At 61.6% G+C, this 18,887-nt stretch carries 25 protein-coding genes; 15 read left to right on the top strand and 10 right to left on the bottom strand.

Annotated features, from left to right (window positions below):
- Positions 1-7: 7 nt before the first annotated feature.
- From AC07PT_RS16385 to AC07PT_RS16375, 3 genes are read left to right on the top strand one after another with little or no spacing between them, the layout of a single operon-like run.
- Positions 8-1,705 (top strand): SulP family inorganic anion transporter, encoded by a 1,698-nt coding sequence (locus AC07PT_RS16385; protein WP_494657355.1) that lies wholly within the window; start codon positions 8-10, stop codon positions 1,703-1,705.
- The gene (locus tag AC07PT_RS16380; protein ID WP_494657354.1) at positions 1,698-2,564 is read left to right on the top strand and encodes a GGDEF domain-containing protein; all 867 of its coding nucleotides are present in this window, start codon (positions 1,698-1,700) and stop codon (positions 2,562-2,564) included. The genes AC07PT_RS16385 and AC07PT_RS16380 overlap by 8 nt, the downstream gene beginning before the upstream one ends.
- A gap of 4 nt (positions 2,565-2,568) precedes the next feature.
- A complete protein-coding gene (locus tag AC07PT_RS16375) occupies positions 2,569-3,378 on the top strand; it encodes a MinD/ParA family protein (RefSeq protein WP_492346408.1) in 810 nt (269 codons plus the stop codon).
- A gap of 79 nt (positions 3,379-3,457) precedes the next feature.
- Here AC07PT_RS16375 and icd read toward each other — a convergent pair whose 3' ends face one another.
- Positions 3,458-4,723, bottom strand: a complete 1,266-nt coding sequence (gene icd / locus AC07PT_RS16370) for an NADP-dependent isocitrate dehydrogenase (RefSeq protein WP_492346407.1) — start codon at positions 4,721-4,723, stop codon at positions 3,458-3,460.
- A gap of 283 nt (positions 4,724-5,006) precedes the next feature.
- Between icd and AC07PT_RS16365 the strand changes: the two genes are divergently transcribed.
- On the top strand, positions 5,007-5,474 hold the full coding sequence (locus AC07PT_RS16365; protein ID WP_494657353.1) for a DUF192 domain-containing protein: 468 nt from the start codon (positions 5,007-5,009) through the stop codon (positions 5,472-5,474).
- A gap of 114 nt (positions 5,475-5,588) precedes the next feature.
- Here AC07PT_RS16365 and AC07PT_RS16360 read toward each other — a convergent pair whose 3' ends face one another.
- A complete protein-coding gene (locus AC07PT_RS16360) occupies positions 5,589-6,170 on the bottom strand; it encodes a Fe-Mn family superoxide dismutase (protein ID WP_492346405.1) in 582 nt (193 codons plus the stop codon).
- A 623-nt stretch (positions 6,171-6,793) separates the two neighbouring features.
- Between AC07PT_RS16360 and AC07PT_RS16355 the strand changes: the two genes are divergently transcribed.
- The 6 genes from AC07PT_RS16355 (at position 6,794) to adk (ending at position 10,706) form a co-directional block, all read left to right on the top strand.
- On the top strand, positions 6,794-7,429 hold the full coding sequence (locus AC07PT_RS16355) for a MotA/TolQ/ExbB proton channel family protein (protein WP_492346404.1): 636 nt from the start codon (positions 6,794-6,796) through the stop codon (positions 7,427-7,429).
- A 6-nt stretch (positions 7,430-7,435) separates the two neighbouring features.
- On the top strand, positions 7,436-7,858 hold the full coding sequence (locus AC07PT_RS16350) for an ExbD/TolR family protein (RefSeq protein ID WP_492346403.1): 423 nt from the start codon (positions 7,436-7,438) through the stop codon (positions 7,856-7,858).
- Between the two features lie 22 nt (positions 7,859-7,880).
- Positions 7,881-8,939 carry a tetraacyldisaccharide 4'-kinase gene (gene lpxK, locus AC07PT_RS16345; protein ID WP_494657352.1) on the top strand — a complete coding sequence of 353 codons (1,059 nt, stop codon included), beginning with the start codon at positions 7,881-7,883 and terminating at the stop codon, positions 8,937-8,939.
- Positions 8,920-9,102: a Trm112 family protein gene (locus AC07PT_RS16340; RefSeq protein WP_492346401.1), complete on the top strand. Its 183-nt coding sequence runs from the start codon at positions 8,920-8,922 to the stop codon at positions 9,100-9,102. The genes lpxK and AC07PT_RS16340 overlap by 20 nt, the downstream gene beginning before the upstream one ends.
- Positions 9,099-9,872, top strand: coding sequence for a 3-deoxy-manno-octulosonate cytidylyltransferase (kdsB, locus tag AC07PT_RS16335; protein ID WP_492346400.1), 774 nt, complete (start codon positions 9,099-9,101; stop codon positions 9,870-9,872). Before AC07PT_RS16340 ends, kdsB begins: the two co-directional genes overlap by 4 nt.
- Before the next feature lie 177 nt (positions 9,873-10,049).
- Positions 10,050-10,706: an adenylate kinase gene (adk, locus tag AC07PT_RS16330; protein ID WP_492346399.1), complete on the top strand. Its 657-nt coding sequence runs from the start codon at positions 10,050-10,052 to the stop codon at positions 10,704-10,706.
- Positions 10,707-10,795: 89 nt separating this feature from the next.
- Here the strand turns inward: adk and AC07PT_RS16325 are convergent, their stop codons facing one another.
- The gene (locus AC07PT_RS16325; RefSeq protein ID WP_492346398.1) at positions 10,796-11,761 is read right to left on the bottom strand and encodes an asparaginase; all 966 of its coding nucleotides are present in this window, start codon (positions 11,759-11,761) and stop codon (positions 10,796-10,798) included.
- A 64-nt stretch (positions 11,762-11,825) separates the two neighbouring features.
- Here AC07PT_RS16325 and lexA point away from each other — a divergent pair, with 64 nt between their 5' ends.
- The 3 genes from lexA to AC07PT_RS16310 all read left to right on the top strand — a co-directional run bounded on the left by lexA (position 11,826) and on the right by AC07PT_RS16310 (position 13,750).
- The gene (gene lexA, locus AC07PT_RS16320) at positions 11,826-12,497 is read left to right on the top strand and encodes a transcriptional repressor LexA (RefSeq protein WP_492346397.1); all 672 of its coding nucleotides are present in this window, start codon (positions 11,826-11,828) and stop codon (positions 12,495-12,497) included.
- Between the two features lie 119 nt (positions 12,498-12,616).
- A complete protein-coding gene (locus AC07PT_RS16315; protein WP_494657351.1) occupies positions 12,617-13,057 on the top strand; it encodes a hypothetical protein in 441 nt (146 codons plus the stop codon).
- Between the two features lie 309 nt (positions 13,058-13,366).
- On the top strand, positions 13,367-13,750 hold the full coding sequence (locus AC07PT_RS16310) for a hypothetical protein (RefSeq protein ID WP_494657350.1): 384 nt from the start codon (positions 13,367-13,369) through the stop codon (positions 13,748-13,750).
- A 49-nt stretch (positions 13,751-13,799) separates the two neighbouring features.
- On the opposite strand, the gene AC07PT_RS16305 is transcribed toward AC07PT_RS16310, so the two are convergent.
- The 3 genes from AC07PT_RS16305 to AC07PT_RS16295 all read right to left on the bottom strand — a co-directional run bounded on the left by AC07PT_RS16305 (position 13,800) and on the right by AC07PT_RS16295 (position 15,132).
- The gene (locus AC07PT_RS16305) at positions 13,800-14,105 is read right to left on the bottom strand and encodes a hypothetical protein (RefSeq protein WP_494657349.1); all 306 of its coding nucleotides are present in this window, start codon (positions 14,103-14,105) and stop codon (positions 13,800-13,802) included.
- Between the two features lie 62 nt (positions 14,106-14,167).
- Positions 14,168-14,626: a hypothetical protein gene (locus tag AC07PT_RS16300; protein ID WP_494657348.1), complete on the bottom strand. Its 459-nt coding sequence runs from the start codon at positions 14,624-14,626 to the stop codon at positions 14,168-14,170.
- Positions 14,623-15,132, bottom strand: coding sequence for a lysozyme (locus tag AC07PT_RS16295; protein WP_494657347.1), 510 nt, complete (start codon positions 15,130-15,132; stop codon positions 14,623-14,625). The genes AC07PT_RS16300 and AC07PT_RS16295 overlap by 4 nt, the downstream gene beginning before the upstream one ends.
- A 17-nt stretch (positions 15,133-15,149) precedes the next feature.
- On the opposite strand from AC07PT_RS16295, the gene AC07PT_RS16290 reads away from it, so the two are divergent.
- Complete coding sequence (locus AC07PT_RS16290) at positions 15,150-15,461, top strand: hypothetical protein (RefSeq protein WP_494657346.1); 312 nt, start codon at positions 15,150-15,152, stop codon at positions 15,459-15,461.
- Positions 15,462-15,541: 80 nt separating this feature from the next.
- On the opposite strand, the gene AC07PT_RS16285 is transcribed toward AC07PT_RS16290, so the two are convergent.
- Genes AC07PT_RS16285 through AC07PT_RS16270 form a run of 4 tightly spaced genes read right to left on the bottom strand, consistent with a single transcriptional unit; the run spans position 15,542 to position 18,220 of the window.
- Positions 15,542-15,829: a hypothetical protein gene (locus AC07PT_RS16285; protein WP_494657345.1), complete on the bottom strand. Its 288-nt coding sequence runs from the start codon at positions 15,827-15,829 to the stop codon at positions 15,542-15,544.
- Positions 15,826-16,167: a hypothetical protein gene (locus tag AC07PT_RS16280; protein WP_494657344.1), complete on the bottom strand. Its 342-nt coding sequence runs from the start codon at positions 16,165-16,167 to the stop codon at positions 15,826-15,828. Before AC07PT_RS16280 ends, AC07PT_RS16285 begins: the two co-directional genes overlap by 4 nt.
- Positions 16,167-17,837 (bottom strand): phage head spike fiber domain-containing protein, encoded by a 1,671-nt coding sequence (locus tag AC07PT_RS16275; protein ID WP_494657343.1) that lies wholly within the window; start codon positions 17,835-17,837, stop codon positions 16,167-16,169. Before AC07PT_RS16275 ends, AC07PT_RS16280 begins: the two co-directional genes overlap by 1 nt.
- A 2-nt stretch (positions 17,838-17,839) precedes the next feature.
- Positions 17,840-18,220: a hypothetical protein gene (locus AC07PT_RS16270; protein ID WP_494657342.1), complete on the bottom strand. Its 381-nt coding sequence runs from the start codon at positions 18,218-18,220 to the stop codon at positions 17,840-17,842.
- 381 nt (positions 18,221-18,601) lie between these two features.
- On the opposite strand from AC07PT_RS16270, the gene AC07PT_RS16265 reads away from it, so the two are divergent.
- Entirely contained in the window at positions 18,602-18,886 is a 285-nt protein-coding gene (locus tag AC07PT_RS16265) for a hypothetical protein (RefSeq protein ID WP_494657341.1), read from the top strand.
- Position 18,887: the final 1 nt, after the last annotated feature.

Raw genomic sequence — 18,887 nt, 5'->3', positions numbered from 1 at the left:
GCCCGCCATGAGGCAGTCACCGAGCCCGGAAGCCGCTGTGAAAAACGACCGCCTGCATCGCCTGTTCCCATTCCTCAATTGGCCACGGCCATCCCGTGAAACCCTGCTGGGCGAATTTGCCGCGGGCATGACGGTGGGGCTGATGCTGCTGCCGCAGGGCGTGGCCTATGCCGCTTTGGCTGGCATGCCCCTGATCACAGGGATTTATGCCTCGATCGTGCCGGCGGTGGTGGCCGTGTTATGGAGTTCATCGACTCGCCTGGGCGTGGGCCCGACGGCCCTGAGCAGCCTGTTGATCGGGGCGTCGCTGTCCGGCCTGGCCGAACCGGCCAGCGACACCTGGGTGGCGCTGGCAGTCTGGCTGGCCCTGATGTCGGGGGGCTTGCAACTGCTGTTGGGTCTGGGGCGCTTCGGCTGGCTGCTGAACCTGGTGAGCTCACCGGTGCTCTCCGGCTTCACACAAGCAGCCGCCTGGCTGATCCTCGGCTCGCAGATGCGCGCCCTGACTGGATTGCAGCCCGACAGCCATGACTGGCTGGCGCTGGGCCAGCATGACCTGATCGCGCTGGGCTTCGGCGCCGGCTCTCTGGCGGCCCTGCTGCTGGCCAAACGTTGGCTACCGCGCTGGCCGGCGGCCATGCTCATCGTGGTGGTGGCCGGCGTCCTCAGCGCCAGCCTTGGCTTTGCCCAGTCGGGCGGCGCCGTGGTGGGTGCCCTGCCTTCCGGCCTGCCCCACTTGTATTGGCCAGGCGGCCTGTCGATGAACGCTTTTTCACAATTGGTGATGCCAGCCCTGGTGATCACGCTGATCAGCTTTCTGGAGACCGCCTCCAGTGCGAAGGTCGAAAACCAGCGCGGGGGCACGCAATGGAATGAAAACCAGGATCTGATTGGCCAGGGCCTGGCCAAGATCGCCTCGGGCTTGAGCGGCTCGTTTCCCATCAGTGCTTCGTTCTCGCGCTCGGCCATCAACCTGTATGCAGGCGCCAAAACCGGATGGGCCACCCTGTTCTCAGTCATGCTGGTGGTGGTGGTGCTGTTGTTCCTGACCCCCTACATGTACCACGTACCGCAAGCCGTGCTGGCGGCCATCGTGGTGGCGGCGGTCTTGAATCTGGTACGTCCGATGCAGCTGATCGGCCTTTGGAAGATCTCCAAGGTCGAGGCCTTGACCGCCGGCGCCACCTTTGTGCTGACACTGGTGACCGCACCTCAGCTTTACTGGGGGGTGTTGGCTGGCCTGGTGGCCAGCCTGACCCATTTCCTGTATCAGCGCCTGCACCCCCGCATCATCGAGGTCGGCCTGCACGCCGACGGCAGCCTTCGTGACCGCCATCTGTGGCACCTGCCCCCGCTGGCGCCCCACCTGTATGCCCTGCGCATGGACGCCGAACTTGACTTTGCCTCGGCCAGCACACTGGAGCGCAACATCGTCGACCACCTGGCGCGCCACCCGGACACGCAGTGCGTGTGCCTGTATGCCCAGCCGATCAACCGCATTGACGTGACCGGCGTGGAAGCCTTTCAGCAGATCATGCTGATGCTGCATGAGCGCGATATCACGCTGGTCATCAGCGGACTGAAATTACCAGTTGATACTGTTTTACGACGTGCCGGATGCCTCAAAGAAGGACCGCTGCTGAAAACCTATCGAACCGATCTGGAAACACTGACAGCACTGCATCACTTGTCGTCAAATGGGTAAAGTGGGCAATAAGCACCACAATTTGTCACTTAGCGCCGAAGGGCGTACTGTTAAACTTCGCAAAACTCTTGTCCGTCCTCCACTCGTGTCCCCCTCCCAGGCTCCTGCACCGATTGACCTCAGCAGTCTTCGTCTCGACACCGCCCTGGCGTTGCTGGCACAAGATGAGGATTTGCACCACCCTGCATCAGAGAGCCCCACAGGCTATCTGCAGCATCTGATTGATGGCCTTTGTGAGCTGTCACTCAAAGACCCGCTGACCGGACTGGCCAATCGACGTCAATTTCGTGCCGTACTGGAACGCGAGGTCGACCGAGTGACCCGAACGGGTGAATCAGCGCTGCTGTTGATGCTGGACATCGATCGCTTCAAACTGGTCAACGACGGGTTCGGCCACCCTGCGGGCGACATCGTCCTGCAATCGGTGGCCAACACCTTGGCGAATTGTGTGCGCCCCATGGACACCCTGGCCCGCTATGGGGGCGAAGAGTTCGCCGTGGTGCTGCCGGGCTGCCAGGCGGCGTTCGGGCGAGCCGTTGCCGAGCGCATCCGATCTATCGTGGAATCCACGCCCATCACCATCGCCCCGGGCGTGGCCATCAACGTGACCGTCAGCATTGGAGGGTCGTTCACCCTGCCCTGGGTCCGATCGCCGATTTCCCTTTGGATCGAGCGGGCTGACCACCAGTTGTATCGGGCGAAATCGGAGGGTCGCAACCGTGTCTGCCTGGATTTCCCTCCAGACAGCACGGTGAGTGCAGAAGAAAAGGGATTGCTGTTCTATGACGTCCACAATCAGGACGGCATTGGAACTTCAACCGATCAAAGTGACCCGGCCGACAGCGCCAACCGAAAGTGAACAGATGAGCGAAGCGCTGAAACCCACCCCTGCGGAAGCTGTGTCGGCCAAGGTCCTGGCCATCACCAGCGGCAAAGGCGGCGTCGGCAAGACCTTTGTCGCGGCCAATCTGGCAGCCGCCCTGACCCGTCGTGGCCAGCGTGTGCTGGTGCTGGATGCTGACCTGGGCCTGGCCAACCTTGACGTGGTGCTAAACCTGCATCCCAAGGTCACGCTGCACGACGTGTTCACAGGCAAGGCCACCGTGGACGAGGCCATTGTCAAGGCCCCTGGCGGCTTCAGCGTGTTGCTGGCTGGCTCGGGCATGGTCGAATATTCACGCCTGACACCCGAAGTGCGCGATGAGTTCGTGCGTGTTCTGCGCAGCCTGCTGCCGCGCTTCGACGTGGTGCTGCTGGATACCGGCGCCGGCATTTCCGATGTGGTGCTGTTTGCGGTCTCGCTGGCCGGAGAAGTCTTGCTGGTGGCCACGCCAGAACCCACCTCATTGACCGATGCCTACGCCGCCATCAAGGTGCTGTCGATGCAGCAAAAGCGCCGTCAGGTGCGCATGATCATCAACCAGACCGTGCGTCCTGGTGATGGTCGCGCCATCACCGGACAGTTGCAGCAGGTGCTGGACCGTTTCGTGAGCACCGACACCGGCCGGCCGGTGCGGCTGATCCACCTGGGTGACATTCCAGCCGACCCCTCGGTGCGTGATGCCGTGATGCGCCGCCAGTTGCTGTCCATCAACAACCCCAACAGCCCCGCCGCGCTGGCCATTGCTCAACTGGCCAACAAGATCGACGAAACCGTGCTCATCAAGGCCTGATGTTGGGGCCGCTCATCCAGGCCCATCAGCGCTAAAACATATCCAAGACGCCGGGCGCACTGGCGCCCGGCAGGCGTCGTCACTCCTGCATCTTGTCGATGATGACCTGACCAAAACCCGAGCAACTGACCTGCACTGCGCCCTCCATCAGGCGGGCAAAGTCGTAGGTGACCTTTTTGCTCAGGATGGCCTTCTCCAGCGAGCGGATGATGAGGTCTGCGGCTTCTTTCCAGCCCATGTGGCGCAGCATCATCTCGGCCGAGAGGATCTCTGAACCTGGATTCACGTAGTCCTTGCCGGCATAGCGTGGCGCCGTGCCGTGCGTGGCTTCAAACATTGCCACGGTGTCCGACAGATTGGCCCCGGGCGCAATGCCGATGCCCCCCACCTGAGCCGCCACGGCATCCGAGATGTAGTCCCCATTGAGATTGAGTGTGGCCACCACGCTGTACTCGACTGGGCGCAGCAGGATCTGCTGCAGGAACGCATCGGTGATGCTGTCCTTGATCACGATCTGGCCACCCGTCTTGGGGTTGGGCACACGCATCCAAGGGCCCCCATCAATCAACTCGCCACCGAACTCCTTGGCCGCCAGCTCATAGGCCCATTCGCGGAAGCTGCCTTCGGTGAACTTCATGATGTTGCCTTTGTGCACGATGGTCACATTGGGCTTGTTGTTGTCGATGGCGTACTGGATGGCCTTGCGCACCAGGCGCTCGGTGCCCTCTTGCGAGACCGGCTTGATGCCCAGGCCGGAGGTTTCAGGAAAACGGATCTTGGTGATACCGAACTCGTCGTGCAGGAACTTGATCAGGCGCTTGGCCTTGTCGCTGCCGGCCTCGAACTCGATGCCGGCATAGATGTCCTCCGAGTTCTCGCGGAAGATCACCATATTGGTCTTTTCAGGCTCCTTGAGCGGCGAAGGCACACCCTTGAAATACTGGATGGGGCGCAGGCAGACGTAAAGATCCAGCTCCTGGCGCAAGGCCACGTTGAGCGAACGGATCCCGCCCCCTACAGGGGTGGTCAACGGCCCTTTGATGGACACCAGGTAGTCGCGCACGACCTCCACGGTTTCCTCAGGCAACCAGACATCCGGGCCATACAGGTGGGTGGCTTTTTCGCCGGCAAACACCTCCATCCAATGGATTTTGCGCTGCCCACCGTAAGCATGAGCCACCGCGGCATCCACCACCTTCAGCATCACTGGCGTGATGTCACGCCCCACGCCGTCGCCTTCAATGAAAGGAATGATCGGGTGATCGGGCACCTTGAGGGTCTTGTCCGCATTGACGGTGATCTTTTCGCCCTGCTCGGGAACCTGGATATGCTGATAACGGGTCATGGACTGACGTCTCCGGTGAGGCTGAACAACTTAGCAAATGAAGTAAAACGCCTGATCTTAGCGCCTGTGCTTGCCACCCATGAGCGCCCCGCTCAAGGCCTTGCACCCAGAGACCGGCATCACCTGGCGACACCGGCTTGGAGCGGCTGCTTCACAACCCCCGGCCAAGGCAAGAGGGCTGTGCAAAGTTGCCCTGCTGCACCGGTCAGCGCTGTCTTTTTAGGCCAAAATGGAACGCTGATGCTGACCGCATTTCTGGGTCGCACCACTGGATCAATCCACCATGAAACTGCCCCGCCGCCACCTGTCCCAGGCTTTGCTGTGTGCACTGCTTTCTTTCTCCGGCCTCACGGCTCATGCACAGGAAGGGCCTCAGCTCAACCTGCCCCGTGTGCAGCTGTCTGCAGGCATGTACCAGATCGATGCCCAGGTCGCCTCGGCACCTGTCGAGCGCCAGATCGGACTGATGAACCGCCCCAACATGCCTCAGCAGGAAGGCATGTTGTTCGTGTTCGAGGTGCCTGCAACACAGTGTTTTTGGATGAAGAACACGCTGCTGCCACTCACCGCCGCCTTTGTGGCCGACGACGGCACAGTGGTGAATCTGGCCGACATGAAGCCCCAGACCACCGAATCCCACTGCAGCAGCAAACCCGTTCGTTTCGTTCTGGAAATGAACCAAGGCTGGTTCCAGAAGCGAGGCTTCAAGGCTGGGCTCAAGCTCAGCGGCCCGCCCTTCGACAAACGTTGATCCGCCAGCCGCAGGCCGGCTCAAGTTGACACCAGCCCAAGAAAAATGCCACCCGAAGGTGGCATTTCAATGAGGGCGCGCGGTAAGCCACGCCCCTGCAGAGGCCGGATGAACTCAGGCGAAATTGGCTTCCGCGAAACCCCAGTTGGCCAGCTTGTCGAGGAAGGTCTCGACAAACTTCGGGCGCAGGTTGCGGTAATCGATGTAGTAGGCGTGCTCCCACACGTCGACCGTCAGCAAAGCCTTGTCAGCGGTGGTCAGGGGCGTGCCTGCGGCACCGGTGTTGACAATGTCAACGCTGCCATCGGCCTTCTTGACCAGCCAGGTCCAGCCCGACCCAAAGTTGCCGACAGCCGACTTGACGAAGGCTTCCTTGAAGGCGGCATAGCTGCCCCACTTGGCATTGATGGCCGTGGCCAGGGCGCCGGTGGGCTCACCGCCACCGTTGGGCTTCATGCAGTTCCAGAAGAAGGTGTGGTTCCAGATCTGGGCTGCATTGTTGTAGATACCGCCGCTGGAGGTCTTGATGATCTCTTCCAGGGTCTTGGTTTCGAATTCGGTCCCCTTTTGCAGGTTGTTCAGGTTCACGACGTAAGCGTTGTGATGCTTGCCGTGGTGAAACTCCAGGGTTTCCTGGGAGTAGTGCGGCGCCAATGCATCGATGGCGTAAGGCAGTGCGGGCAGGGTATGTTCCATGGTTTCCTCGTGTGGTTTATCGTGAAAAAACAGCTTTGCTGGCGCATTGTAGGAACTAATTCGGGTGACCATGCGACAGCCCCCGATCAACCCGCCCATTGGCCCAGGATCAGTCCCCACGGGTGCACAACCCGCGAAGTCCACGGCCCACGGACGACGCGCGAACCGCCCCGGATCAGACCTTGGGCATCACTCAAGCCGTCAAGGCAGCATTGATGCGGTCTGGCGATAGAAAACACCCGATACAGCCCGCAAACACTGGGGTTTCAGCCCCCATTGGCGCCCCTCGGGCCTTTGCAGGCGCCTTGGCATGGGCAAGTACTCCACAAGCGAGGGCGACCGCTGATCGCATACTGCACCCCGCCCAAAGCATCTCCAAAGCCAGCAAACACGTCATAACTCATTGATTTAATTAATTTTTTTATATGCTTATTTTTTAATCAAAGTAGAGAAATGACCGTTTGGCGCCATCTGGAAGGGATTGCGACCGAGTTCCCCACAAAGTTATCCACAGATTTTGTGAGTGACTGAGCCGTCCTCCGAGGCGCATGCCGTTCGTCACTGCAGCCCCCCAAAGCTCCGCCATAATCCGGTGCAGAACCACACCCTCTGGGAGAGACCCTTTGCTTTCGATCATTCAAGCCGCTGGCTGGCCCATCTGGCCCTTGCTGGTCTGCTCCGTGCTGGCGCTGGCGCTCGTTCTGGAGCGTCTGATCAGCTTGCGGCCCTCCCGGATCGCACCGGACAGCCTGCTGGACGAAGCCCTCACCGTCTCGGCCCATGGCCTGCCCTCCAGCGAGGTCGTGCAACAGCTCGAACAGAACTCGGCACTGGGTGAAGTGCTGGCCAGTGGCTTCAAGACCTTGTTGCAGCACCCCCACTGCACCGAAGCCGAGCTGCGCACCGAATTGGAGGGCAGCGGCCGACGTGTGGCGGCCAAACTGGACAAAAACCTCAGTGCCTTGGCCACCATTGCGTCGGCAGCCCCCTTGTTGGGCCTGCTGGGCACGGTGATCGGCATGATCGACATCTTCGGCTCGCAGTCTGCTGGCCCGGGGGCGCTGAGCGGTGGCACCAACCCGGCCCAACTGGCCCACGGGATCTCGGTAGCCCTGTACAACACCGCCTTCGGCCTGATCGTGGCGATCCCCAGCCTGATTTTCTGGCGCTACTTCCGCAGCCGTGCCGACGCCTACCTGCTGACCATGGAACTGGCCGCCGAGCGCCTGCTGCGCCACCTCAACACCCTGCGCAAGTAAGGCCCCATGAACTTTCGCCCACGCCGCCAGGATGAGCCTGAAATCAATCTGATCCCCTTCATCGACGTGTTGCTGGTGGTGCTGATCTTTCTGATGCTTTCCACCACCTACAGCAAGTTCACGGAGTTGCAACTGCGCTTGCCGCAGGCCGATGCCGATGCGCAACGCGACTATCCCCGCGAGCTGATCGTCAGTGTCAGCGCTGACGGCCGCTTTGCCGTCAACAAGGTGCCGGTGCCGGGCAACCCCGACAGCCTGGCCATGGCCATGGCTGAAGCGGCCAAAGGCGGCCGCGACACCGTCGTGGTGATCAGCGCGGATGCCAGCGCCACCCACCAGTCGGTGATCAGTGTGATGGAAGCCGCACGGCGCAGCGGGCTGTCCCAGGTCACCTTTGCCACCCAGTCTCCCCGGGCCGGCAATCGCTGAGCCCTGCTGACAAGCTCGATCCATGACCCGATCCACGACGGGGCTTTCAACACGCCTGCTGCAGGCCTGGCAGCACCGAGGGCTGGTGGCCTGGGCCTTGTGGCCCCTCTCGCAGGTGCTGGGGGCTTTGGTGGCCCTTCGGCGCATCGCCTACCGGCGCGGCTGGCTGGCCAGTTACCGGGTGCCGGCCGTGGTGATCGTGGTTGGCAACGTGGTGGCCGGCGGTGCAGGCAAGACACCCACCGTGCTGGCCTTGGTGCATGGGTTACGCCAACGCGGACTGGCGGTCGGGGTGGTGTCACGTGGGCACGGTCGTCAAACCGACGATTGCCGCGAGGTCACGGCCACCAGCGAGGCCCATGAAGTGGGGGACGAGCCCCTGTTGATTCAGCGCCGCAGCGGTGCACCAGTCTTTGTGGCACGCCAGCGGGCCCAGGCCGCCCAGGCCTTGTTGCACCGCCACCCCGCGACTCAGGTGATCGTCTGCGACGATGGGCTGCAGCACCTGGCCCTGCAACGGGACATTGAGCTGTGCGTGTTCGATGACCGAGGGGTTGGCAACGGTTTTCTGCAGCCCGCCGGCCCGCTGCGCGAGCCCTGGCCTCGGCCCGTGGACCTGGTCTTGCACACAGGGGATCACCCCGCCTTTGCGGGCTACCGGGCCCATCGACAATTGGCCCCGGTGGCATTCAACGGGCACGGCCTGAGCTGCTCGGTCGACAGCTTGCGACAGCGCAACTGGCACGCCGTCGCAGGCATTGCCCATCCGGCACGGTTTTTCAGCATGTTGCAAGACCTGGGACTCCGTGTGCAACAGACCACGGCACTGCCTGATCACCATGACTTCCGCGACGGAATTCCCCACAGCCCGGCCGGACTGGACCTCATCTGCACCGAAAAAGATGCCTACAAGCTGTGGGCCATCCAACCCGACGCCTGGGCCTTGGCACTGCAATTCGAACCCGAGCCGGCATTCTGGGACGACCTGCAGCAGCGACTGGATGCGGCGCTATCATCCAAGCCTTCCCTTCGCACCACCTCTGAACAAACACCCTCTCCGCATGGACAGCAAACTTCTTGAACTGCTGGTCTGCCCCGTGACCAAGGGCCCGCTGACCTACGACAAACAACGCGAGGAACTGGTGTCCCACAGCGCCCGCCTGGCCTACCCGGTTCGCGATGGCATCCCCATTCTTCTGGAAAACGAGGCGCGCGCCCTCAGTGACGAGGAACTGGGCCTGTGAGCTACACGGTTCTGATTCCGGCTCGGCTGGCATCGTCGCGCCTGCCGGACAAACCGCTGGCCGACATCGCAGGCCTGCCGATGGTGGTGCGTGTGGCGCGCCAGGCCCAGTTGAGCCAGGCCGCCACCGTGGTGGTGGCCGCAGACGATGCGCGCATCGTGGCCGCCTGCCAACAGCACGGTGTTCAGGCCATCCTGACCCGGGTCGACCACCCTTCGGGCAGTGATCGCCTGGCCGAAGCCTGTGGCGTGCTGGGCCTGGCTGACGATGAGCTGGTGGTGAATGTCCAGGGCGACGAACCGCTGATCGACCCCGGCCTGATCGACGCCGTGGCCGCGCTGCTGCGCCTGCACCCTGGTGCCAGCATGAGCACGGCTGCGCATGCCATCGAATCATTGGAAGAGTTCACCAACCCGAATGTGGTCAAGGTGGTGCTGGAGGCCTCGGGCCTGGCACTGACCTTCAGCCGGGCACCAATCCCCTGGTCACGAGACATGGCCGGGCAGGCTTGGTGGCGCAGTCCGGTTGCGGCCGGGCTCAAGCCCTTGCGCCACATCGGCATTTACGGCTATCGCGTCGGCTTTCTGCGTGCTTTCCCCAAGCTGCCTCAAGCGCCCATCGAAGTGGTGGAATCGCTCGAACAAATGCGGGCCGTGTGGCACGGACACCGCATTGCGGTTCACCTGAGCGAGCAGGCCCCAGGGCCCGGCGTCGACACCCCTGAAGACTTGGCACGTGTGCGAGCGCATTTCAGCGGGCTCTCGGCCTGAATCTGCGCGCACCCCGGGCAATCGGGGACCCTGCGCTTTGTCACAAGCGTAAGGATGGCGCAGGCCTGCCCATGCTATCCTCTGGACCAAATGAGCACTGCATCTGCCTTGGCCCACCGGGGTCAACTTGTGCGCAGCCAGTGGTGCCGGCCGATTTGACACTATCCGAGGACTTCCATGAGACTGATTCTGCTGGGCGCGCCAGGCGCGGGTAAAGGCACGCAAGCCACCTTCATTTGCCAAAAGTACGGCATCCCCCAGATTTCAACAGGCGACATGCTGCGTGCAGCGGTCAAGGCCGGCACACCCCTGGGCCTGCAAGCCAAGAGCGTGATGGAGTCTGGCGGCCTGGTGAGCGATGAGTTGATCATCAACCTCGTCAAGGAACGCATTGCCCAGGCCGACTGCGCCAATGGTTTCCTGTTCGACGGCTTTCCCCGCACCATCCCTCAAGCCGATGCCATGAAGGCAGCCGGCGTCAAGCTTGACTACGTGCTCGAAATCGATGTGCCCTTTGAAGCCATCATCGAGCGCATGAGCGGCCGTCGTTCACACCCGGCTTCGGGTCGCACCTACCACGTCAAGTTCAACCCGCCCAAGACCGAAGGCCTGGACGACCTCACCGGTGAACCGCTGATCCAGCGCGACGACGACAAGGAAGAAACGGTCAAGAAGCGCCTGGAGGTCTACAGCGCACAGACCCGCCCCCTGGTGGACTACTACGGAAACTGGGCCAAGGACGATGCCGCAGCAGCCCCCAAGTACCGCGCCATCAGCGGCATGGGTTCGGTCGACGAGATCACGACTCGCGCACTGCAAGCCCTGGCCAGCTGAGCCCGGCTCAGACGGCCGGCCAGAAGCCACCTGCGGGTGGCTTTTTTGCGCCCGGAATGAGCGCCGTCACCCTTCGCCAAACCAGTAACTCAAGCCAGCAACTGCAACAACAAGGCCACTCGGGCCTTGACCGGGTTCAGCCCAGGCACCACGGGCCAGCCACCGGCCTCCGTGACCAACACCGGGCCAAAGGCACAGCGAGAACTGCGAACGACAGCCACACCGGTTGCTGCCGCCCGCTGCAGGGCTTGATCCAGGCCCTGATTCAGGGTGCCATTGCCGGTTGCAGCAATCACCAAGCCCCGCACACCCTGGGCCACCAAGGCATCGACCTCTCGGCCTTGCGCGCCGGCATGGCTGTAAAGCACCGAAACCCAAGGCCAATCGGCCGCAGGCAGCGCCAAACAGGCCGCTGCCAACGCGGCGGGCCGGGCACCCGCCCCACCCGAAGGAGCCGTTCGCAACCAGTTCACCTGGCCCTCATACAGGCGAGCACAAGGACCGACGTCACCCGAACTGAATGCATCCGGCTGATAGGTGTGAACTTTCTGCACCACACTGGCTTCGTGGACCAGGCCTGCACACACCACCAGAACCCCCGCTGCCCGCGGGTCGCGAGCCACCGCCACGGCATCCACCAGATTCTGCGGACCATCCGGCGCCAACGCAGTCGCCGGCCGCATGGAACAGGTCAGCACAACGGGCTTGGCACAGTGGCCCAGGGTGGCGCCGAGGAAATAGGCGGTCTCTTCGAGCGTATCGGTGCCATGGGTGATGACCACGCCTTGCACAGCGGGATCGGCCAGCCAATGCAGGACACGCTCCAGCAGCACCTGCCACGTCGGGTGGTCCATGTCCTTGCTGTCGAGCTGAGCCACCTGCTCGCATTGCACGGTGACACCCTGCGCCAAAGGCAGCCCCGCCAGCAGATCCGCCACCCCGCGTTGCGCAGCACGGTAGCCGATGTTGTCATCGGGCCTTCCCGCCTCGCCCGCGATCGTGCCTCCGGTCCCCAATACAACAAGGTGCGAAGAAGTCGTGATGTTGGCTTGCATTTCAGAAAAAACTGGTCAAAAATACAGTTACTGGATATTAAAACAGCCCTCAGGAGCCGCCACCATGGACATGCCCAAGCTCACCGCACGACAGCAACAGATTCTGGAACTGATCCAGAGCGCCATCGGCCTCACCGGTGCTCCGCCAACCCGGGCTGAAATCGCATCCGAGTTGGGCTTCAAATCTGCCAATGCGGCTGAAGAACACCTGCAAGCGCTGGCACGCAAAGGGGTCATTGAACTGGTCAGCGGTACTTCTCGCGGCATCCGGCTGCGTGGCGAAACCTTGCGCCAACTGAATCAAAGCCGCGACCCTCAATTCTCCTTGCCCCTGCCCGGCCTGAGCCAATTGGCACTGCCCCTGATCGGACGAGTCGCCGCAGGCTCACCGATTCTCGCCCAAGAGCACGTGGATCAAACCTATTACGTGGAAAACAGCCTGTTCCAGCACAAGCCCGACTACCTTCTGAAGGTGCGCGGCATGTCGATGCGTGACGCGGGCATCATGGATGGCGACCTGCTGGCAGTGCAATCCACCCGTGAAGCCAAGAACGGTCAGATCATCGTGGCCCGCCTCGGTGAAGAGGTCACGGTCAAGCGCCTGCGCAAGACACCGCAGCACATCGAACTGATCGCCGAAAACCCGGACTTCGCCCCCATCATCGTCCAGCCGGGTGACCCTTTCGAGATCGAAGGGCTGGCTGTTGGCTTGATCCGAAACACGATGCTGATGTAAAGCGGCTGGCCTGCGCAGGTGGCGGGCGTTTGAGGCAAGGTGTCCTTGTCGAAACCCTGCGCTGGCTCCATCTTTCAATCCTGCCTGTGTTCAACCCCTGAATCGAACTGGAGTTTCACATGGGAAAGGCATTCACCACTGCCGTGCGTTGGCTCGCGCCTCTGAGCGCCATCTTGGCCCCTCGACACACCCACAATGCAGGCTTGAATGACGCCAATCTGGGCGCGCAAGCCTCCAAGCGGATGACATCGGGTTGCGAAGCACCTCCCCCCATCCCACAGGCATCCCAGGATCTGGTCGGCATCGCCCTCGAACAGGCGGTGGCCACGGTGCCGGTGGATGCACGAGCCGACCGCATGGACCGCGGGCCTGTCGCCACAGCCCCCCAGGTGCACTCGAGCCCCTCGTCCTCCAGCCTGCGCCCCCTTCGTGTGTTGCGGATCCGGGAAAGCTGCCCCAACCCTCGACAGGCTGGTCGACTGGTGATTTCCGGACGCATGGCCGATGTGTGTGCCGAGCTGGAGCGCTTGGCTGCCGCCCATCCCGGATTGGTGCATTGACAATGATCGGCTCTACCCCGGGCTGAATCCGGCGTACCCCAATCGACCCGCCTTGGGGCCCAAAAAAGCGCGCATCGTGCCCCAAGACTTCGGGCCTCGCGATTCATCATCTATCGCAATGTCCTACGCTGAAGCGGGCAAATGCCTGCATTCACCCAAACCGGTTCCATGATCCATCCCCTCCAGGCCCGATGCCCACCCCAGGCAGGGCACAATCAGGGGATGAACATTGTGATTCTGGATGCTTATGTTCTCCTCTGAAAATCAAGGTCTGATTTTCAAACCTACGCCAAAAGCTACGCCAGTTTTGTGCATCTCATCGTCTACCGCATCCGCCACGCCGGCCACAGAATCCCCGGCACTGACCCCGCGCTGAGGGTCGGCATCCGGGGTGATTTGCTGCTGGCCCCGGCCCTCACCGAAGGGCGCCGACTGCAGGCCCGACTGCTGGGCACAGACGGCCAAGACTTGATCCAGCGCCTGGAATATGCCGAGGTCTGTCAGGTCCGCGGAGAAGCGATGCACATCACCGGAACCGAGCTCGTGTCGCGGGTTTCGCGTGGTAAGCCCTCCAAATACCGGCAGTCGTGGCTCTGCGTTTGGGATGAGTCCGTAGCGCTTGAGTTGCTGGGCCGGGTGCAGGTCAGGCCCATGGATCCGTTCAGCCCCGAGTTTGACGACTGCCCAGAATGAAAAAGGCCCGCACATGGCGGGCCTTCAAGTCGGTGTAGACCGGAGCGCCTCAGATCGAGGGACACAAACTCCAGGCGCTGAACTTGCGGCACGGTTCGGTCTGGCTGCGCTGGGAGGCCTTGGCACGAGCCGCCTGGCCTTTCAGGTACTGAGGGGGCTTGACCAGATCCATCGCGTTGCGCTCCACGGGCGAGATCGAGGCCGGGACCGACATCAGCCAGGTGCGTGCCAAACGAAAGACCGCGATGCCGATTTCATAGACATCGCGAATACAGCTCGAAGCCGCGGCACAAGCTGCGAGCGAAAGAGCAACGAGGGAGCGGAAGGAAGAGCGGCAGATGGAGGTGGTTGCCATGGTCGACTTTCAGGTTGTGCGCTGCGGCTCACAGCGGGAATCCCTCGCCATAACGGGAAATCTCACTGGGCGGCCGATACCGGCCATGCCTCGATCAGGGTTCGGACATCACTCGCGTGGCCGTCAGCCTTTCCCGCCAGGTCTTGATATTCGCGCTGGCACGTGTCGAATAGCTGGTTGACGGCAAGGGCGTACTCAATGACGGCGGCTGGGGCAGCGCTGGCGAGTCGGCGGGCGGCGTCGGCGCTTTGTGCGCGCAAGCCGTCAGACTCAGCACGAGCACCATCAGCATCGCGACGCAGGGCCGCTTCACGGGTTTTTGCAGCATTGAGGGCCCCTTCGTAACGATTGGTGATTGCGCGCTCTTCGGTCAGCGCTTTTTCCTTGGCATCGGCCTCAGCCGTGGCCGCGTTCAGCCGGATCTCGGCCAGCTCGGCCGCGTGGCGGCTGCCTTCGAATTCATAGACACCCAGGCCGGCCAGCACGGCGCCCAGGATGAACGTGATCAAGTCGGTGCTCATGTGCGCCCCCAGGAAAGACAAAGTTCCATCTCGACAGAGCGGCGGTCCACCAGGCCATCCAGCGTGATCAGCGTGCCGTTGACGCGGCTCTTGACCCACTTGATCAGCTCGCGGCACCCGGCATCGGTCTGGCCGCTGTTGAACAGGCGGCGCATGGTCGATCCAGCCAGGCCGGGTTCACCGACGTTGTAGGTGAAGTCAACCAGGGCGGCCTGCTGGAACCGGTTGAGCCGGTCATAGACCACGATCTGCCGGCGTGCTGCCATCTCGGCGATGGCCAGGTGCTTGCGCTCCAGGGCTTCGCACTCGGCCGTTGTGTAGGTCTTGCTGGGCACGACTTCGGGCCCGGTGATGCCATGACAAACCGTCCAGATGTTGGCCGGATCGCGGTACGGCACCAGGGGGCGCTTGTTGCTCGACTCGAAATGCGACTGCAGCACGGCTGCGATTGCCAGAGTTCCCCCTGCGGCGGCCTTGGCGAGACGAGAGCGAAGGATCTCGTTCATAGCTTAGGGACCGGTGGATGCCCAGTCTTCCAAGTGACCCAGAGCGAATAGACAGCAGCCCCACAACTGGCAATCCAGGTGAATGGCATCGCCAGCTTGCCGATCCAACTCAGGACTTTGAAGGCCGACTTCACAGCCTCGAAGAACTCAACGATGTCCCGAGTCGCATTGGCATTTTCCTGGGTGATCTCGGTGTTCTTGCCCAGGGACTGCACAACCTCAGCCAGGGCCGCCTCGATCCGGTTCATGCGGGCATCGCCATCGTCAAGGCGCTCCTTCACCTGCTGGTCTGGGGCCTCGCAGGCTGGGCAAACATGGGGATCGGATGACATGAAACGGTACTCGCTTGGGGAAACAACCCCGCGAGTAAACCGCTGCATTCAGAAATCAAGAACCCTTAGAGGGGGGGTCATACCCCTTCGCTTTTGGTGCAATGGTCCTTCTCAAAGAGGTCCAGAGCACGACAAAGGATGCAGCCCCAGCGGCGCCCCTCTCGCTGGGCTCTTGCAGCCCTGCTCGATATCGTTTCATCCTCGCTTCCATTTGCCGCAGCATTCGCAAGTTGGTCAAATGCGACAGCCATCCGCCAGGCCTCCACCGGATTGACCAGCACACACCAAACGTAGCGGATCCAGGAATAAAGCGTGGCCGCAATCAAAGCGGGCGTGATGATGAGCAGAAGGGATATTCGGGTCATGAGATCACCACCGCAGCACAGAAGGCCTGACAGTCAGCAAGGCTAGGCGGCTCCAGGTCTTGCCAGCGGGCCGCATAGTCGGCCTGGCAGGCCGCGTGCAGCTGCGCAGGATCAGCCAGCATGACGAGCGCCTGGGCCTTGAACCCAGGCGTGCAGGCGGTTGTGGTGGTCAGCGTCGAGGTGTCGAGCACCGGGGTGCCGTCCTCAGCATAGCTGGTCACGGGGTGGCGGAACGAGTCCGCTCCGCCAGTGTCGGGGTCCATAGCACGGCCAATGGCCGATGCCAGTGCTGCCAGTTCGGCGGGCACGCTCAGGGTGAGGGTTTCGGAGTAGTTCATCAGAAGCTCAACATTCCTGGCAGTGGGCCGGTCCCAACAGCAATCATTCGCTCGATAGCGATCAGGTCTGCATCTGTAACGTAGCCCTTGATGCCGACGACGAGATTTGTGATGCCCGGCAATAGGTTGCCTGCTGTGGTTGTGGTCACGCCACCGATGGAGGCCGTGTTGACAGTAGTCGTACCCGGCGTCAATGCGACAGACGCAGACTGAATGCCATTGACACGTAGCACGCCTAGGCCACCATTTCGACGTAATGACAGCACACATGACTGCCCCACCCTCGATGTTCCTGATGTCGCGCGAAACAAGGCGCCACTATCGTCACGCCAAACGGCGTCTGGCAAGCCGGCAGTAAAGCCGAGCTGGCTGACGATAGGTGTAGTGCTGGAAGTAGATCGAATCCCGAAGAACGAGCGATCTGCTGAACCCGAGTCACAGCGACCTCCGGCGACGACGACATGATCATCAGCCATCTGGAAGGGCAGAGATGTGAGCTGCAAGTACTTAGAGGTGCCGTCTCCTTCCCACCCCCAACTCCCTTGTGACGAAGACGCAACAGCGCTCGTGGTCAGGGGGATGCCTCCGCAGGCCAGGATTTGCGCCGCAGTAAGCGCCCCAACAAAACAGCCTGCGTTATAGATCAGCAAGTCGCCGTTCACAGACTCAAGGTTCCTCAAGCCGCAGCGCCCTGAGCCAAGTAGCGACGCACCCACAGTACCCGACACGACACACAGCGTCCAAGTGGTCGTAACTGTGAAGTCCTGGGTGATCTGAGTGTCATTGATAAACAGGCGCACTTGCTTTGTGCCCGATGTCGTCCGCATCCAAATCGCGTTCGTCATCGGCGCATTGACAATAGCCTTCGTCTGATACAACTGCCGTCCAGCAGTCACATACGTACCCGAGAGCGAGGTCGCAGAATTACCACCGAGCGGATCTACCCCAGCATTTGGGGTGATGGTGAACACCCCATCGCCGCCAGCCAACCATGCCGCGTTGGTGAAGTCATTGCTGAAGGTAAACTGGTTAGTGACGCCACGGCGCAGCGTCGGTTTGTTGGCCGTGGTGGCCTGGGAGGCGAGGATCCCAGAAACGGCCTGCAGAGTGACTTGTCCAAACGTCGTCGCAGCTCCAGCCGAACCACCCTGCTGCAGGAACAGCGCCGTTGAGGTAGACGTCGCAGTGAAATAGATTGTGATTCGGCCAGGAGTGGCCTGGTAGCCTGTATTGTTGCCCGTAACGCCAAAAATGTAGTTGCTTGTCGGGTTCGTAATGAAGCAGCTAACTTTGTAGCTTTGCCCGACTACCGTGGGGACGTTCTGCGCAAGCTGACCATCAGTAGATCCGTTTTTCTGGAGAGTTACGCCATTCACCCCGTTCGAGGTGATTGGTGAATTTATCGGAGTCCACCCCGATAGGTCTGTGGTGAGACCCCCATTACTGACAAGGTTTGGCCCCGTGGTTGGGTTCGCTAAATCCAATAACAAGCCAATCGGGTTGTCCACACTGGCCGCGCTGCTGCCGATGCTATCGAGGAAATTGCCCAACTGCTGCCCGTTGAAGTACCCGATGCCAGGCAACCAGAGGTGCGCATTGGTGCCGTACTTGCGGAGGACTTTGAGTCCCCGCTGCACGCGGTTCAACCGCTTGAACAGTGCGATGGTCATGATCAGGCCAGGGGGCGGGTGATCAGGGTGAAATCGCGCTGCGCGCCCTGGTTGACCGGGCTCGCCAAGGTGCCCGAGCGCAGGCGCACGTAACGGAACGGCAGCAGGGTCAGCGTGTCCACGGCATAGGCCGCGCCGGCCACCAGGCTGGGGTAGTTGCCCGAGGCGGTGCTGCTGGCGTCGTACAGGCCAGCCGTGACCCACTCGGAGGCATTGCCACCTCCGGTCATGCTCACCTCAATGTTGAGGGCTGCAGCCGTCCACGCGGAGGGCGAAATGAAGGCCAGCAGCGCAGTGCTCAACAGATCCACCGTACCCGACACGCTGGCCCCGTTCGGAATGCTGGCAACAAAAGTGGCACGAGGAGACTGGTCGCTTGCCATCACAACAGGCAAAGATGCAGCTGCCGATTTTTGGCCCAAGGAAGCGGGGAGCTTTCCGACCAGCCGCTTGACGAGAGCGATCAGGGTGAAATTGCCAGTGTCGTCAGTGGCAGCGGTATCGGTGGTCGCGCCGATCTCGCGCAACGAAACGACTGCGCGGCCATCATCTTCTGCAAGTGGGTGGACATCGAGATTCTTTGCGGTCTTGTGGGATTGCATGGTGCTGCTCCGGAGCCCTAGGAGGGGCGAACCGGTGCAGTCTCTTGCGCCAATGAGAAATCAAGAAACCCCGGAGGGGGGGTCTGTCAAGTGCGAAATTCGGCCGCAGTCCAAGAACTTGTTGCCATGGCACGCTACAGCCTTCAACTTTGGAGATTGAAGATGAATGATTTGATTGGTGTCATGCTTGCCTTGGAATCTGGATTCGAAAGGCATGTCGGCATGACACGGCAGTTCAGGAAGGTAGACCTGGAGAAGATGCGCATGCTTTCAAATCAGGTACGTGGGAAATGTGACGACAGATATGTTCTCGGATGCCTTTCAAGGATGAATTCACACCTGAAGGAGGCTTGCAAGCGGGACCAAGATGAGTCCTTCCATATCGGCCATGCGACGTCTGATCTTCACAACATCAGGAGCTGGTGCCAGGACCAACTCCTGATTTGAG

The organism is Curvibacter sp. GW821-FHT09D12, assembly GCF_059416245.1.
The sequence above is the reverse complement of the archived record's forward strand: the minus strand, read 5'-3'. Positions and strand labels throughout refer to the sequence as shown.